Here is a 15,155-nt window from a genome sequence, read left to right as displayed (position 1 = left end):
GCCGTGAGCGGGCCGGGATGCGCCATGTCATCCCGGCCCGCTGCCGTTGCCGGCGGGCTCACCCGCCGCCTCCGCCCGGCCGGGCCCGGAGCGGCCCGCGGGCAGGGTCTCGGCGAAGTGGCAGGCCGAGTCGTGGGCCGCCGGGCCCCGGTTCCCGCGGAAGACGGCCGGGACCGCCAGGGCCGGGACCTCCCGGGCGCACCGCTCCTGGGCCTTCCAGCAGCGGGTGCGGAAGCGGCAGCCGGAGGGGATGTCCGTGGGCGACGGCACGTCGCCGGACAGGATGATCCGCTCGCGGTCCTCCCTGGTCTCCGGGTCGGGCACCGGGACCGCCGAGAGCAGCGCCTGGGTGTACGGGTGGGTCGGATGGTCGTAGATCTCGGTGTCCGTGCCGGTCTCCACGATGCGCCCGAGGTACATCACCCCGACCCGGTCCGAGATGTGCCGGACGATCGACAGGTCGTGCGCGATGAACACGTAGGAGAGGTCGAACTCCGACTGGAGACGGTCCATCAGGTTGATCACCTGGGCCTGCACGGAGACGTCAAGGGCGGAGACCGGTTCGTCGGCGACGATCACCTCCGGGCGCAGCGCCAGGCCCCGCGCGATACCGATGCGCTGGCGCTGCCCGCCGGAGAACTGGTGCGGGTAGCGGTTGATGTGCTCCGGGTTGAGACCCACGACGTCCAGCAGCTCCCGGACCTTGCGCCGGCGCTCGCCCTTGGGGGCCGCCTCCGGGTGGATCTCGTACGGCTCCCCGATGATGTCCCCCACCGTCATACGGGGGTTGAGCGAGGTGTACGGGTCCTGGAAGACCATCTGGATGTTGCGGCGGACGGCCTTCAGGGCCCGGCCCGACAGCCCGGTGATGTCCTCGCCCTTGAACCGGATCGAGCCCGCCGTCGGCCGTTCCAGGTTGCACAGCATCTTCGCGACCGTCGACTTGCCGCAGCCCGACTCCCCGACGATGCCCAGGGTCTCGCCCCGGCCCAGGTGGAAGTCGACGCCGTCGACCGCCTTGACCGCGCCGACCTGTTTCCGGAAGACGATGCCCCGGGTCAGCGGGTAGTGCTTGACGAGGCCGCCGACCTCCAGGACGGGCTCAGTGGTCGCGGTCATCCAGGCACTCCCTCCAGAAGTGGCAGGCGCTGCCGCGCTCCTCGGAGACCGCGTACAGCGGGGGTACGTCGGTGCGGCAGACGTCCCGGGCCATCGGGCAGCGGGGGTGGAAGGCGCAGCCGGGCGGGATGTGCGTCAGGCTCGGCGGCAGGCCCTTGATGGCGTACAGCTCCCGGCCCTTCAGGTCCAGGCGCGGGATGGAGTCCAGCAGGCCGCGGGTGTAGGGGTGCGCGGGCGCCTTGTAGATGTCGTGCACGGGGGCCGACTCCACGATCCGTCCCGCGTACATCACCGCGATGCGGTCGGCCACGTCCGCGACGACCCCGAGGTCGTGGGTGATCAGGATCAGGCCCATCCGGTACTCGCGCCGCAGCTCGGCCAGCAGCTCCATGACCTGAGCCTGCACGGTGACGTCCAGGGCGGTGGTGGGCTCGTCGGCGATGATGAGCGCGGGCTCCAGGGCCAGCGCCATGGCGATCATGATGCGCTGGCGCATACCGCCGGAGAACTGGTGCGGGTAGTCCCGCACCCGCTGCGCCGCGGCCGGGATGCGCACCCGGTCCATCAGCTCGACCGCCCTGGCCCGGGCGTCCTTCTTCGACATGCCCCGGTGCACCACGAACATCTCGCCGAGCTGGTCGCCCACGCTGAGCACGGGGTTGAGGGCGGACAGCGCGTCCTGGAAGATCATCGCCATCCCGGAGCCCCGGACGGCGCGCCGCTCCTCCTCCTTCAGCCGCAGCAGGTCCTGGCCCCGGAAGAGGATCTCCCCGTCCGTGATCCGGCCCGGGGGCATGTCGAGGATGCCCATCACGGCCTGCGCGGTCACCGACTTCCCCGAGCCCGACTCGCCGAGCACCGCCAGGGTCTCCCCCGCGTCGACGGCGTACGACACCCCGTTGACGGCCTTGGCGACCCCCTCCCGGGTACGGAACTCCACGTGCAGGTCGCGCACTTCGAGCAGCATGCCGTCCGTCACCTCAGCTTGGGGTCGAGGGCGTCGCGCACCGCGTCGCCGAGCATGATGAAGGCCAGGACCGTGACGGCGAGGGCGCCCGCGGGCCACAGCAGCGCGTGCGGGGCGTTGCGGACGTAGGGCGAGGCGGCGGAGATGTCGATGCCCCAGGAGACGCTGGGCGGCTTGAGGCCGACCCCGAGGTAGGACAGGGTCGCCTCCAGCGCGATGTACGTGCCGAGCGCGATGGTCGCGACGACGATCACCGGGGCGACGGCGTTCGGGGCGATGTGCCGCAGCAGGATCCGGGAATGGGAGGCGCCGAGGGCGCGGGCCGCCTGGACGTAGTCGTTCTGCTGGACGGTGATGACCGAGCCGCGCGCGATCCGGGAGATCTGTGGCCAGCCCAGCAGCACCATGAACCCGATGACCGGCCAGACCGTGTTGCTGGTGACCACCGAGAGCAGGACCAGACCGCCGAGGACGACCGGGATGGCGAAGAAGATGTCGGTGCCCCGGGAGAGCACCGAGTCCCACACACCGCCGTAGAACCCGGCCAGGGCGCCCAGCACCGACCCGAGCAGCGCGACCCCGAGCGTGGCGCAGAAGCCGACCGTGACGGACGTACGGGCGCCGTACACGGTCCGGGTGTAGACGTTGCAGCCCTGGCCGTCGTACCCGAAGGGGGCGCCGGGGCCGGGGCCGTCCTGGGCCTTGGCCAGGTCGCAGCTCAGGGGGCTGCCGGGGGCGATGGCGGACGGCCACAGGGAGATGAAGACCAGGAAGAGGATGACGAGGGCGGAGACCAGGAAGACCGGGTTGCGGCGCAGGTCCCGCCAGGCGTCGGACCACAGCGAGCGCGGCCTGCCGGTGTCCTTCGTGCCCCCGGGTCCGGGGCCGCCCGGGGTCCGTTCGAGTGTCGTCGCCTCACTGGCCGCGAAGTCCATGGCGCCTCCCATGCCGGTCCCGGCGATCGCACCGTCCTGCTCCCGTGGCCGTTCAGGCATAGCGGATCCTCGGGTCGAGTACGGCGTACAGGAGGTCCACGAGCAGGTTGGCGGCCAGGAAGACCAGTACGAGCACGGTCACGAAGCCGACGACCGTCTGGGTGTTCTGCCGCAGGATGCCCTGGTAGAGCTGGTAGCCGACGCCGTGGATGTTGAAGATCCGCTCGGTGACGATGGCGCCGCCCATCAGCGCGCCGATGTCGGTGCCGATGAAGGTGACCACGGGGATCAGGGAGTTGCGCAGCAGGTGCCGGGTGATGACCCGGTGCCGGGGCAGGCCCTTGGCGACGGCCGTGCGCACGTAGTCGGCCCGCTTGTTCTCGGCGATGGAGGTGCGGGTCAGCCGGGTGACGTAGGCGAGCGAGACGGAGGCGAGGACCAGGCCGGGCACGATCAGCTCGTCGAAGGTCGCGGCCGGGGAGACGGAGGGCTTGATCCAGCCCCACTCGACGCCCAGCAGCAACTGGAGCAGCAGGCCGGTGACGAAGGTGGGCACGGCGATGACCACGAGGGTGACGACGAGCACCGAGGTGTCGACGGGCCGGCCGCGCCGCAGCCCCGTGACCACGCCCAGGGCGATGCCGACGACGATCTCGAAGAGGATCGCCACGATCGTCAGCCGGATGGTGACCGGGAACGCCGCCGCCATCAGCTCGGTGACCGGCTGGCCGTTGAACGCCGTCCCGAAGTCCCCGGTGAAGACGTTCCCCATGTAGGTCAGGTACTGCTGCCACAGGGGCTTGTCGAGGCCGAACTCCTTGCTGAGCTGGGCCGCCGTCGCCGGGTCGCAGCTCCGCTCGCCGCACAGGCCGGCGATGGGGTCGCCCATGACGTTCACCATCAGGAAGATCAGCAGCGTGGCCCCGATGAACACCGGGACCATCTGCAGCAGCCGCCTCACCACATAGCGCCCCATGACGGCTCAGCCGACCTTGATCTCGTTGTAGACCGGGACGCTGAAGGGGTTGAGCGCGACGTGCGACAGGCGGGCGGAGTAGCCGGCGCTGCCGTTCTGGTACCACAGGGGGATGGCGGCCATGTTGTCCCGCACCACACCCTCGGCCTGCTGGAAGAGCGCGACCGAGCGGGCGGTGTCGGTCTCGGCGTTGGCCCGGTCGACGAGACGGTCGAACTGCTTGTTCGACCACGTGCCGTCGTTTGAGGAGGCTCCCGTGTAGTACAGCGGCTGCAGGAAGTTCTGGATCAACGGGTAGTCCATCTGCCAGCCGGCCCGGAAGGGACCGGGCATCTTGTGCCGGGAGATCTGGCTGCGGAAGTCGGCGAAGGTGCCGATCGGGTTGCCGACGCAGGCCCGGTCGTCGCCGAGGGCGTTGTTGATGGAGTTGCACACGGCGTCCACCCACTGCTTGTGTGAGCCGGAGTCCGCGTTGTAGGTGATCTTCAGCCGCCCGCCGGGGATCCCGCCGCCCTCCTGGATCAGCTTCCTGGCGCCGCCGGGGTCGTAGTCGCAGGCGTGGCCGCACAGGCCGGACTGGTAGCCGCCCTTCGCGCCGAGGACCGGGGAGGTCCAGTCGGTGGCCGGGGTGCGGGTGCCGCGGAAGAGGGTCCGGGTGATCTGCGCGCGGTTGATCGCCATGGACAGGCCGGTGCGCACCTTGCGGGCTCCGTCGGTGTTCCACTTGGGGTCGTAGAACGGGAAGGCGAGGGTCTGCAGGATGCCGGCCGGGGTGTTGATGTAGCGGCCGTCGAGGTCGGTCCGCACGTTCTTGAGCTGGGTGGCGGGCACGTCGTCGACCAGGTCGAGGTTGCCGGCCAGCACGTCGGTGTACGCGGTGTTGTTGTCGGTGTAGACCAGCAGGCTGACGCCCTCGTTGCGGGCCCGGTCCCGGCCCGGGTAGGCGTCCCACTTCTCCAGGGCCATCGCGGAGCCCTTGATGTACGACCGGACCCGGTACGGCCCGTTGCCGACCGGCTTGCTCACCCAGGCCGCGTGGTCGGTGAAGAACGCCCTCGGGAGCGGCGCGAAGGCGACGTAGCCGAGGGTGTCGGGGAAGCTGGAGAACTTCTGGTTGAGCCTGACCGTGAAGGTCAGGGGGCCGGTGACCCGGAGCCCCGACAGGGTGTCCGCGGTCTGCTTGCCGCTGTCGGGGTGGACCTTGTCGTAGCCCTCGATGTAGCCGAAGAAATACGCGTTCTTCTGGTTGTGGCGCAGGCTCGCCCCGTAGTTCCAGGCGTCGACGAAGGATCTGGCGGTCACCTTCTCCCCGTTGGAGAAGGTCCAGCCGTCCCTGACCCTGACGCGGAAGTTCGTGGAGTCCGTGGTCTCGATGCTCTCGGCGAGCATGTCCTTCGCCTGGCCGGTCCTGGAGTCGTACCGCTTCAGGCCCCGGAAGATCATGTCGAGCACCTTGCCGCCCTGCACCTCGTTGGTGTTGGCCGGCTCCAGCGGGTTCTGCGGGTCGCCCCAGGAGGAGGACAGGAATCCGGCGCCGCCCGCGCCGCCGGCGCCGCTTCCGCAGGCCGTCGCGGCGGCGAAGGCCAGCACCACCGCGCCCGCGGCCCGTCGGGCGCGCCCGGCTCCGCGCATCGGCACCTCCTCCTGATACGTACTCAGACATATCACGCGAAAAGGCATATAAAACTCACAGCTCGCGGCGGATTCCCCGATCCCCTTACTGATCGACGGATCAGCAGGCAGACTCACGGCATGGTCGATCGCGCATTCGCCGACATGGAACTCGCCTCGCTGTACGACAGGTTGAACGCCTGGGGCCCCTCCGACGACTTCTACCTGGGGCTCGTCATGGAGGCGGAGACGGTCCTGGACGTCGGCTGCGGGACCGGCCGGCTGCTGCGCGCCGCCCGGGACGCGGGCCACCAGGGACGGCTCACCGGCCTGGATCCGGCCGCCGCCATGCTCGTACAGGCGCGGCGGGCCGAGCCGGCCGTCGAATGGGTGCTCGGGGACTTCGCGACGCACCGCTGGGAGGGGGCGTTCGACCTGGTCGTGATGACCGGTCACGCCTTCCAGGAGCTGCTCGGCGACGAGGACGTGCGCGGCTGTCTGCGCGGGGTCCGGCGGGCGCTCGCCGACGGCGGCCGGTTCGTCTTCGAGACGCGGAATCCGGCGGCCCGCGCCTGGGAGCGCTGGACGCCGGAGACGGTGTACGAGATCCCCGACGGGGACGGAGGCCTGGTGAAGGTGTGGCACGACGCCGAGCCGGCCCCCGTCGGGGACCGGCTCGGGTTCACCGAGACCTACGCGGGCGCACGGTGGGACCGGCCGCTGGTGTGCCGCAGCACCCTGCGCTTCCTCGGCACCGACGCCCTGGACGGCTTCCTCGGCGAGGCCGGGCTGGCCGTCGCCGAGCGCTACGGGAACTGGCGGCGGGGGCCACTGACCCCCGCCGGCCCCGAGATCATCACCGTGGCCCGGGCGGCTTCCTAGGCCGCGTCCGGATCAGGCCTCCGGGGTCTCGCCCTCCTCCAGCGCCACCAGCGCCGGGTCCATGACGATGTCCTCGTCACGGGCCTCGGTCGTCGGGTCCTCCGGGAAGTGGCAGGCCGTCAGGTGGCCCGCACGGTTGCCGGAGATCTGCACCAGCGGCGGCTCCTCCGTCGCGCACTTGTCCTGTGCCTTCCAGCAGCGGGTGCGGAAGCGGCAGCCGGACGGCGGGTGGATCGGCGACGGGACGTCGCCGGAGAGCCGGATGCGCTCCCGGTCCGCGGTCTCCGTGTCGACGCCGACCTCCGGCACGGCCGACAGCAGGGCGTGCGTGTAGGGGTGACGCGGCCGGTTGTAGATCGACTCGCGGTCACCGACCTCGACGATCTTGCCGAGGTACATCACCGCGACGCGCTGCGAGAAGTGCCGCACCACGGCGAGGTCGTGGGCGATGAACAGGAAGGCGATGCCCAGTTCCCGCTGGACCTCCTGGAGCAGGTTCACCACCTGCGCCTGGATGGACACGTCGAGCGCGGAGACCGGCTCGTCCGCCACGATCAGCTTCGGGTTCAGGGCCAGCGCGCGGGCGACGCCGATGCGCTGACGCTGACCGCCGGAGAACTCGTGCGGGAAGCGGTTGTAGTGCTCCGGGTTCAGGCCGACGAGCTCCAGCAGCTCCCGGACCTTCTTCTCCCGGCCGCCCTCCGGCTCGATCCCGTTGACCTCCATCGGCGACTTGATGATCGAGCCGACGGTCTGCCGCGGGTTCAGCGAGGAGTACGGGTCCTGGAAGATCATCTGGATCTCGGACCGCACGGGCGCGATCTGCCGGCGCGAGGCGTGCGTGATGTCCTGCCCCGCGTAGGTGACCGAGCCGGCGGTCGGCTCCAGCAGCCGGGTGATGAGCCGGCCCGTGGTCGACTTGCCGCAGCCGGACTCGCCGACCAGGCCGACGCTCTCGCCGACGCCGACCGTGAGGTCGATGCCGTCGACGGCCTGCACCGCGCCGACCCGCCGCTTGATCGGGAAGCCGCCGTAGATCGGGAAGTGCTTCGTGAGGCCCTTGACCTCGAGCAGCGTCTCCGCCGGCGTGCCGGAGGCGTCCTGCTGTGCGGGGAGGGTGAGGTTGTCGCTCATGTCTCAGTTCTCCCTAGCGCAGCCGGGGCTGGATCTTGTCGATGAAGATGGTCTGCTTCTGCTCGGCCGTGAGGTGGCACGCGGCCGCGCGACCCTCGCCCAGCGGCGGCCGCACCTCCGAGCAGAGGTTGCCCTGCACCTCTTCCTTGAACGCGCAGCGCGGGTGGAAGCGGCACCCGGCGGGCGGGTTGAGCAGCGAGGGCGGGCTGCCGGGGATCGGCGTCAGGTGCTGGTCGAGGTCGCTGTCCAGGCGCGGCATCGAGCTGAGCAGGCCCCAGGTGTAGGGGTGCTTCGGCTCGTGCAGCACCTCGCGGACGCTGCCGCGCTCCACGGCCCGGCCCGCGTACATCACCAGCAGGTCGTCCGCCATGTGGGAGATGACGCCGAGGTCGTGGGTGATGAAGATGATCGCGGAGCCGAACTCCTGCTGGAGGTCCTTCAGCAGGTCGAGGATCTGCGCCTGCACCGTCACGTCGAGCGCGGTGGTCGGCTCGTCCGCGATCAGCAGCTCGGGGTCGCACATCAGCGCCATGGCGATCATCGCGCGCTGGCGCATACCGCCGGAGAACTGGTGCGGGTAGTCGTCGAAGCGGACCTTGGGCTGCGGGATGCCGACCTTCTCCAGCATCTGGATGGCCCGGTCCTTGGCCTCCTTCTTGGAGGCGCCGCGGTGCTTCATGTACGGCTCGGACAGCTGGCGGCCCACCGTGTAGAACGGCGACAGCGCGGTCAGCGGGTCCTGGAAGATCATCGCCATCTTGTTGCCGCGGAGCCGCTCGAGCTCACGCTCGCCGGCGGTGACGAGTTCCTTGCCGTCGAGGACGATCTCGCCGTCGATGGTGGAGGTCCGCGGGTTGTGCAGGCCCAGGACCGTCAGGTTGGTGACGGACTTGCCGGAGCCGGACTCGCCGACGATGCCCAGGGTCTTGCCGCGCTCGACGTCGAAGGAGAGGCCGTCGACCGCCTTGACGATGCCGTCCTCGGTGGAGAACTGCACCTTCAGATCGCGCACCGAGAGGAAGCTCTCCGGACCGGTCGGGGCCGACGCGTCCTCGGTCTTGGTCAGTGTGGTCACGGTGGTTCGTTCTTCCTAGGAGAGCCGGACGCGCGGGTCGATCCAGGCGTACGCGATGTCGGTGAGGATGTTGAAGATCAGGATGAAGAAGGCACCGAACAGCATGACGCCCATGGTCATGGGGAGGTCCTTGTGGATCGCGCCGTCCACGGCCAGGCGACCGATGCCCTGCAGGGAGAAGGTCAGCTCGGTGACGACGGCACCGCCGAGCATGCTGCTCAGGTCGATGCCGAGGACGGTGACGATCGGGATGAGCGCGCCACGCCAGGCGTAGCGGAAGAAGACGTACTTGCGCGACATGCCCTTGGCGCGAGCGGTGCGCACGTGCTCCTCGGCGAGCTGCTCGATCATCGAGGAACGCGCCATACGGGTGTACTGCGCGGTGAAGATCGTGGCCATCACCAGCGTCGGCAGCAGCATGCCGACGAACCAGCCCCAGGGGTCCTGCGTGATGGGGACGTACGCGGGGTTCTCCATCCAGCCGGTGCTGTAGACGAAGATCCACAGGACGATCGGGCCGAGGAGGTAGATCTGGAACGAGCTGAGCACCATCGAGGCGCCGGTGGCGGCCTTGTCGACGAAGGAGCCGCGCTTGTACGCGGCGACCATGCCGGCTCCCACACCGACCACGAGGAAGACGACCGCACCGCCGGCGGTGAGCGTCAGCGTCGTCGGGAAGCGGTCCATGATCGTCGACCAGACCATGTCGCCCGAGTAGAACGACTGGCCGAGGCACGGAGCGGTGCAGTGACCGGTCGGGAAGTCACGGCCGACGAAGATGCCGGACATGAAGTCCCAGAACTGCTGGGTGATGGGGAGGTTGAGACCGAGGGCCTGGCGGATGTCCTCCAGCCGCTGAGGAGAGCAGTCCTTGCCACAGGCCAGAGAGGCGTAGTCGGAGGGCGCGGCTACGAACAGGAAGAACGTGACGGCACCGATGAGGAACAGAGTGACGACGGCACCGACCGTGCGCCGGAGGATGAACTGAAGCATGGCGGGAGGGCTGCTCTCTGCGGAGACGAAAGGGAGGTTTCACGGAGGTGCGGGGACGCGCTCCGCCTGGTGCGCGTCCCCGCGTTCAGCCGTAGAGAGTTACGACTTCTTCAGGTACAGCTGGTTGATGTCGATGAGGCTCGACACCGACCCGTAGCGGGCGCCGCCCACGTTGGAGCCCGAGAGCTGGAACTGCTTGGTGTACCACAGCGGAGCGGCCGGGACGAGGTCCTCCAGCATGTAGTGCTGGGCTTCCTTCCACGTGGCCGCGGCCTCGGTCGGCTTCTGCGACAGAGCCTTCTGGATGAGGCCGTCGAGCTTCGCGTCCTTCACGTGCGAGTAGTTCGGCGAACCGTCGGCGACCTGCGTGCCGTCGTAGACCGGGGTGATGACGGTCGAGGCGCTCGGCCAGTCCTGGCCCCAGCCCGTGACGTACATGTCGTACGGGTTGTCGAGCTTGCCGATCTGCTCGTAGTAGCTCGCCGCGTCGACCTCCTTGGAGACGACGTTGAAGCCGACCTTGGAGAGGGCGTCCTCGATGGCGACCTTGCGCTTCTGGCCGTTCTCGCTGTTGCCGTAGGCGAAGACGACCTTCTTGTCGGCCGCCGGGACGCCCTTGAGGAGCTCCTTGGCCTTCTCGAGGTTGCCCTGCGGCGTCTTCAGACGGCCGTACGGGTCGTACTTGGCCTCGTAGCCCGGCAGGGTCGGGGCGAAGTAGTTCGGGGCCACGTCACCGCCGTAGACACCACCCTCACCGGCGATGAGCGACTTCGAGTTGACGGCGTAGGTGATGGCCTTGCGGACCTTCACGTTCTTCACGCGGTCCAGGTTGAACGACAGCTGCATCACGTAGGGCTGGTAGCCCTTGACCGTGCGCTTGCTGACGGCCGGGGTCTTGATGACGTCCTGGATCTGCGTGGCCTCGACACCGCCGGTGAGCTGGATGGCGTTCTTGTCGTTGCCCTGGTCGGCGATCAGACGCTTGGTCTGGGTCGACTCGGTCACGCCGAACTGGAAGTTCCAGCCGTCGACGTACTGGTGACGCACGGAGTCGGTCTTCGGGTCCCAGTTGGTGTTCTTGACGAGCACCAGGGACTTGCCGTTCTTGTACGACTGGATCTTGTACGGGCCGGTGGCGACCGGGGCCGTGTCGTACTTCTCCTTCGTGTCGTCCTTCTTGGGGACGATCGCGTAGCCGGCCATGGCCAGCGTCTGCGGCAGGTCCGGGCGGGCCTGGTCGAAGTGGAAGACGACGGTCTTGTCGTCCGGGGTGTCCAGGACGGACTTCGGCAGGTGCTTGCCGTCGAAGCCGCCGCCGGGCAGCAGCTCACGGTACTTGCCCGTGTACTTCTTGCCGGCCAGCCAGTCGTGCAGGTAGGGCGGGCCGTCGAAGATGAACTTGGCGAACTGGCGCTCGACGGTGTGGCGGACGTCGCCGGACGTGATGGCGTTGCCCTTCGAGTCCTTGATGCCGTCCTTGAGGGTGAACGTCCAGGTCTTGCCGCCGTCCGACATCTTGCCCGCGTCGGTCGCGAGGTCACCCACGACCGAGACGCCGCCCTTGCCGTCCTCCTTGAACTGGGTCAGGCGACGGAACAGCAGGTTGGCGACCTGACCGGCGTCGGAGACGTAGATCTGACCCGGGTCCAGGTGCGAGAGGCCCGCCTCCTGGTAGACCGTGATGGTGCCGCCGCTCTGGGCACCGGCGACGTCCTCGGCCGGACCGGTCGAGCCGGCGGCGTCGGCGTAGGTGACCGCCTTGGACTGGACCGAGGCCTGCTGCTGGTCCTTCTTCGAGTCCTGCCCGGAGTTGCCCCCCTTGTTCTCGGAGCACCCGGTGAGCACGAGGGAGCCGGCCGCTATCGCGACGACGATGGCCTGCGCTCTGCGCGAGCTGAACGACTTCATGAGGCGAATGCACCTACCTGTCGGTTTGATATTCCTGAGTACTGCCTTACGCGGCTGGTAGGCCGACTCCGGGGGTGGCAGTCATCCCCCCACAAGTGGACGATCTACCGCCCGGACTTGGGGTCGAACGCGTCCCGTACCGAGTCTCCGAGGAGGTTGAAGGCAAGGACGAAGATCACCAAGGCGAGACCGGGGAAGAAGAGGAACGCCGGGTCCTGCTCGGTGTACTTGGCACCGTTGGCGAACAGCTTGCCCCAGTCCGGGGTCGGCTCGACGAAGCCGACACCGGCGAAGGACAGGAACGCGATGGTGAGGATGGTGCTCGGCAGCGTGTACGTGAACTGCACCAGGATGGGCGTCACCACGTTCGGAAGGATCTCCTTGCGGACGATCCGCCAGGGCGAGGCGCCGGAGACCTTGGCGGCCTCCACGAACTCCCGCTCACGCAGGGACAGCACGGTCGAGCGCACCAGGCGCGCCATGCCCATCCAGCCGAGGAGCCAGAGCACGATGAGCATCGCGACGGCACGGAGGTACGTGGGCGTCTCCTCGCGCGGGTCCACGAAGAACGCGGTCACCACGGGCATGAAGGCGATGAAGAACAGCTGCTGCGGGAAGGCGAGGAAGAAGTCGGTGACGCGGCCGATCCAGTAGTCGGTCCTGCCGCCGAAGTAGCCGCCGATCAGCCCGAGGATGACACCGGTCACCATCATCAGGACCGTGATGCCCACGGCCATGAACAGCGAGGTGCGCATGCCGTACACCAGCATCGCGAACACGTCGCGGCCGTACTGCGGCTCGACGCCGAACCAGTGCGACCCGGACAGACCGCCGAAGTAGCCGAGCGGCAGACCGAACTCGTCGAGGACCGGGGAATCCTGGTAGGTCGGGTCCTGGCCGTACAGCGTGTACGGGTCCGTCCCGCTGAGCTGCGTCAGCAGCGGCGCCGCCAGACCGATGACGAAGTACAAAATCACTATCACCGCACAGATGACACCGGTACGGTCACGCTTGAAGCGCTGCCACATCAACTGGCCGGGAGAGCGACCCTCGAGCTTGGCCTCGCCCTTGGCGGGCACAGGAGCCGGCTCGAGTTCGGGCTCCAGGGCAACCGACGGCCCGGAGCCTTCAGCCTTGGCAGGACTGGACATGTGAGTTCTTCCCCCGGGGGGTTGGAGAGCTGAGCGCAGCGCAGATACCGGAGAGTTCTGCGGTTTGGGGGAACTTTCGCCAATGCGTTCAACGCGCGTCAAGGGCGGAAGACATAGGGATCTCCCTACCGTCATTATTTTGAGCAAAAATTGCAGAGATCGACACCTGTGCGCGCTTGACACGACCAAGGGGTTCTCGGCAAATCGGACAGCTCGTTACTTTTTTTTCGTTACATGTCCGAAACTTGACGCGCTGTTCCCCGGTATCCGAACACTCGGTACCGGGGGCTGTCCGGGCGAACCGGTCACGGAGTCGCTACCCGTGCGGCGTCCGGACATACACGCCGAAAGCCCGGCCCTCCTGACGGCGGAGGACCGGGTTCTGCGGGCTTCGGGCGCCGGCGTCAGCCGTGCTTGGCGCGGCTCGCGGCGCGGGCGCGCTCGCGGGCGTCCAGGTTCACCTTGCGGATGCGAACCGCCTCCGGGGTCACCTCGACGCACTCGTCGTCGCGGCAGAACTCCAGGGACTGCTCCAGGGAGAGCTTGCGCGGCGGCACGATCGCCTCGAACGAGTCGGCCGACGAGGACCGCATGTTCGTGAGCTTCTTCTCCTTGGTGATGTTCACGTCCATGTCGTCGGAGCGCGAGTTCTCACCGACGATCATGCCCTCGTACACCTCGGTGCCCGGCTCGGTGAAGAGCACGCCGCGCTCCTGCAGGTTCGTCATCGCGAAGGCGGTGACGGCGCCGGAGCGGTCGGCGACCAGGGAGCCGTTGTTGCGGGTCGTCAGCGTGCCGAACCAGGGCTCGAAGCCCTCGTGGATGGAGTGGCCGATGCCCGTGCCGCGGGTCTGGGTGAGGAACTCGGTCCGGAACCCGATGAGACCGCGGGACGGCACGACGAACTCCATGCGGACCCAGCCCGAGCCGTGGTTGGACATGTTGTCCATCCGGCCCTTGCGGACGCCCATGAGCTGCGTGACGGCGCCCATGTGCTCCTCGGGCACGTCGATCGTCATGCGCTCGACCGGCTCGTAGGTCTTGCCGTCGACGTCCCTGGTGACGACCTGCGGCTTGCCGACGGTCAGCTCGTAACCCTCGCGGCGCATCTGCTCGACCAGGATGGCGAGCGCCAGCTCACCACGGCCCTGGACCTCCCAGGCGTCCGGGCGCTCGGTGTCCAGCACCCGCAGCGAGACGTTGCCGATCAGCTCGCGGTCCAGGCGGTCCTTGACCTGGCGGGCGGTGACCTTGCGGTCCTTGACGGCCGCCTTCGCGTCGGCGCCCTTGCCGGTGCCGCCCCGGCCGACCAGCGGCGAGGTGTTCGTACCGATCGTCATCGAGATCGCGGGCTCGTCCACCGTGATCAGCGGCAGCGGGATCGGGTTCTCGGTGTCGGCCAGCGTCTCGCCGATCATGATGTCGGGGATGCCGGCGACGGCGCAGATGTCACCCGGGCCGGCCTTCTCGGCGGGCTTGCGGGTGAGCGCCTCGGTCATCATCAGCTCGGTGATGCGGACGTTGCCGATGGACCCGTCGCGCTTGATCCAGGCGACCGTCTGGCCCTTGCGCAGCTCGCCCTGCTCGACGCGGAGCAGCGCGATACGGCCGAGGAAGTTGTCGGCGTCGAGGTTGGTGACGTGGGCCTGGAGCGGGGCCTCCTCGTCGTAGGTGGGGGCCGGGATGTGCTCCAGGATCGTGGAGAAGAAGGGCTCCAGGCTGTCGCTGTCGGCCGGGACCGTGCCGTCGTCCGGCTTGGTCAGCGAGGCGACGCCGTCACGGCCGCAGGCGTAGACGATCGGGAACTCGATCTGGTCCTCGTCCGCGTCCAGGTCCAGGAACAGGTCGTACGTCTCGTTGACGACCTCGTCGATCCGGGAGTCCGGGCGGTCCGTCTTGTTGATGCACAGGATGACGGGCAGGCGCTGCTGGAGGGCCTTGCGCAGCACGAAGCGGGTCTGCGGCAGCGGGCCCTCGGAGGCGTCGACGAGGAGCACCACGCCGTCGACCATCGACAGACCGCGCTCGACCTCACCACCGAAGTCGGCGTGGCCGGGGGTGTCGATGATGTTGATGGTGATCGGGTCCCCACCGGCCTTCGGGTGGTACTTCACCGCCGTGTTCTTGGCGAGGATCGTGATGCCCTTCTCACGCTCCAGGTCGTTCGAGTCCATGACCCGGTCGTCGACCTGGTCGAGCTGGTGAGCGGCGAACGCGCCGGCCTGCTTCAGCATGCCGTCGACGATGGTGGTCTTGCCGTGGTCGACGTGGGCGACGATGGCGACGTTGCGGATGTCGTGACGCGTTGCAGTCACAGCCATGGTGCGGCGTACTCCCGGAGTATGAGGATTGCCCTGCGCGGACGTCTTCTGATGCGCGGGCCCTGCCGGGCTGGACACGCCAC

Annotated in this window: 12 protein-coding genes; 1 reads left to right on the top strand and 11 read right to left on the bottom strand. The window is 68.6% G+C overall.

Features of this window, described 5'->3' with window-relative positions; genetic code table 11:
• Positions 1–27: 27 nt before the first annotated feature.
• The 5 genes from ABZ478_RS05490 to ABZ478_RS05470 are packed head-to-tail and all read right to left on the bottom strand — an operon-like array spanning position 28 to position 5,629.
• Complete coding sequence (locus tag ABZ478_RS05490; protein ID WP_359545575.1) at positions 28–1,119, bottom strand: dipeptide ABC transporter ATP-binding protein; 1,092 nt, start codon at positions 1,117–1,119, stop codon at positions 28–30.
• Entirely contained in the window at positions 1,103–2,086 is a 984-nt protein-coding gene (locus ABZ478_RS05485) for an ABC transporter ATP-binding protein (protein WP_359545573.1), read from the bottom strand. Before ABZ478_RS05485 ends, ABZ478_RS05490 begins: the two co-directional genes overlap by 17 nt.
• A gap of 8 nt (positions 2,087–2,094) precedes the next feature.
• The gene (locus tag ABZ478_RS05480; RefSeq protein ID WP_359545571.1) at positions 2,095–3,081 is read right to left on the bottom strand and encodes an ABC transporter permease; all 987 of its coding nucleotides are present in this window, start codon (positions 3,079–3,081) and stop codon (positions 2,095–2,097) included.
• Positions 3,074–3,997 carry an ABC transporter permease gene (locus tag ABZ478_RS05475; RefSeq protein WP_359545570.1) on the bottom strand — a complete coding sequence of 308 codons (924 nt, stop codon included), beginning with the start codon at positions 3,995–3,997 and terminating at the stop codon, positions 3,074–3,076. The genes ABZ478_RS05480 and ABZ478_RS05475 overlap by 8 nt, the downstream gene beginning before the upstream one ends.
• A 6-nt stretch (positions 3,998–4,003) precedes the next feature.
• Positions 4,004–5,629: an ABC transporter substrate-binding protein gene (locus ABZ478_RS05470; protein ID WP_359545568.1), complete on the bottom strand. Its 1,626-nt coding sequence runs from the start codon at positions 5,627–5,629 to the stop codon at positions 4,004–4,006.
• A gap of 120 nt (positions 5,630–5,749) precedes the next feature.
• On the opposite strand from ABZ478_RS05470, the gene ABZ478_RS05465 reads away from it, so the two are divergent.
• Positions 5,750–6,490 carry a class I SAM-dependent methyltransferase gene (locus ABZ478_RS05465; RefSeq protein ID WP_359545566.1) on the top strand — a complete coding sequence of 247 codons (741 nt, stop codon included), beginning with the start codon at positions 5,750–5,752 and terminating at the stop codon, positions 6,488–6,490.
• A 12-nt stretch (positions 6,491–6,502) separates the two neighbouring features.
• Here ABZ478_RS05465 and ABZ478_RS05460 read toward each other — a convergent pair whose 3' ends face one another.
• From ABZ478_RS05460 to typA, 6 genes are all read right to left on the bottom strand, one after another.
• Positions 6,503–7,624 (bottom strand): dipeptide ABC transporter ATP-binding protein, encoded by a 1,122-nt coding sequence (locus ABZ478_RS05460; protein ID WP_359545565.1) that lies wholly within the window; start codon positions 7,622–7,624, stop codon positions 6,503–6,505.
• A 13-nt stretch (positions 7,625–7,637) separates the two neighbouring features.
• Positions 7,638–8,699 (bottom strand): ABC transporter ATP-binding protein, encoded by a 1,062-nt coding sequence (locus tag ABZ478_RS05455; protein ID WP_359545563.1) that lies wholly within the window; start codon positions 8,697–8,699, stop codon positions 7,638–7,640.
• 15 nt (positions 8,700–8,714) lie between these two features.
• Positions 8,715–9,692, bottom strand: a complete 978-nt coding sequence (locus ABZ478_RS05450) for an ABC transporter permease (protein ID WP_359545561.1) — start codon at positions 9,690–9,692, stop codon at positions 8,715–8,717.
• 99 nt (positions 9,693–9,791) lie between these two features.
• On the bottom strand, positions 9,792–11,600 hold the full coding sequence (locus ABZ478_RS05445; RefSeq protein WP_359545559.1) for an ABC transporter substrate-binding protein: 1,809 nt from the start codon (positions 11,598–11,600) through the stop codon (positions 9,792–9,794).
• Between the two features lie 104 nt (positions 11,601–11,704).
• The gene (locus tag ABZ478_RS05440; RefSeq protein WP_359545557.1) at positions 11,705–12,751 is read right to left on the bottom strand and encodes an ABC transporter permease; all 1,047 of its coding nucleotides are present in this window, start codon (positions 12,749–12,751) and stop codon (positions 11,705–11,707) included.
• A 404-nt stretch (positions 12,752–13,155) separates the two neighbouring features.
• The gene (gene typA, locus ABZ478_RS05435) at positions 13,156–15,072 is read right to left on the bottom strand and encodes a translational GTPase TypA (RefSeq protein ID WP_359545556.1); all 1,917 of its coding nucleotides are present in this window, start codon (positions 15,070–15,072) and stop codon (positions 13,156–13,158) included.
• Positions 15,073–15,155 lie beyond the last annotated feature (83 nt).

The sequence above is a fragment of the Streptomyces sp. NPDC005706 genome, from assembly GCF_040631045.1.
GTDB lineage: Bacteria > Actinomycetota > Actinomycetes > Streptomycetales > Streptomycetaceae > Streptomyces.
Note: the sequence above shows the minus strand (reverse complement) of the source record. Positions and strands in the feature narration are given on the sequence as shown.

Excerpts from the sequence above, each read along its gene's own strand:
- ABZ478_RS05490 (WP_359545575.1), bottom strand. The coding sequence starts at position 1,119 with ATGACCGCGACCACTGAGCCCGTCCTGGAGGTCGGCGGCCTCGTCAAG.
- ABZ478_RS05485 (WP_359545573.1), bottom strand. The coding sequence starts at position 2,086 with ATGCTGCTCGAAGTGCGCGACCTGCACGTGGAGTTCCGTACCCGGGAG.
- ABZ478_RS05480 (WP_359545571.1), bottom strand. The coding sequence starts at position 3,081 with ATGCCTGAACGGCCACGGGAGCAGGACGGTGCGATCGCCGGGACCGGC.
- ABZ478_RS05475 (WP_359545570.1), bottom strand. The coding sequence starts at position 3,997 with ATGGGGCGCTATGTGGTGAGGCGGCTGCTGCAGATGGTCCCGGTGTTC.
- ABZ478_RS05470 (WP_359545568.1), bottom strand. The coding sequence starts at position 5,629 with ATGCGCGGAGCCGGGCGCGCCCGACGGGCCGCGGGCGCGGTGGTGCTG.
- ABZ478_RS05465 (WP_359545566.1), top strand. The coding sequence starts at position 5,750 with ATGGTCGATCGCGCATTCGCCGACATGGAACTCGCCTCGCTGTACGAC.
- ABZ478_RS05460 (WP_359545565.1), bottom strand. The coding sequence starts at position 7,624 with ATGAGCGACAACCTCACCCTCCCCGCACAGCAGGACGCCTCCGGCACG.
- ABZ478_RS05450 (WP_359545561.1), bottom strand. The coding sequence starts at position 9,692 with ATGCTTCAGTTCATCCTCCGGCGCACGGTCGGTGCCGTCGTCACTCTG.
- ABZ478_RS05445 (WP_359545559.1), bottom strand. The coding sequence starts at position 11,600 with ATGAAGTCGTTCAGCTCGCGCAGAGCGCAGGCCATCGTCGTCGCGATA.
- ABZ478_RS05440 (WP_359545557.1), bottom strand. The coding sequence starts at position 12,751 with ATGTCCAGTCCTGCCAAGGCTGAAGGCTCCGGGCCGTCGGTTGCCCTG.
- typA (WP_359545556.1), bottom strand. The coding sequence starts at position 15,072 with ATGGCTGTGACTGCAACGCGTCACGACATCCGCAACGTCGCCATCGTC.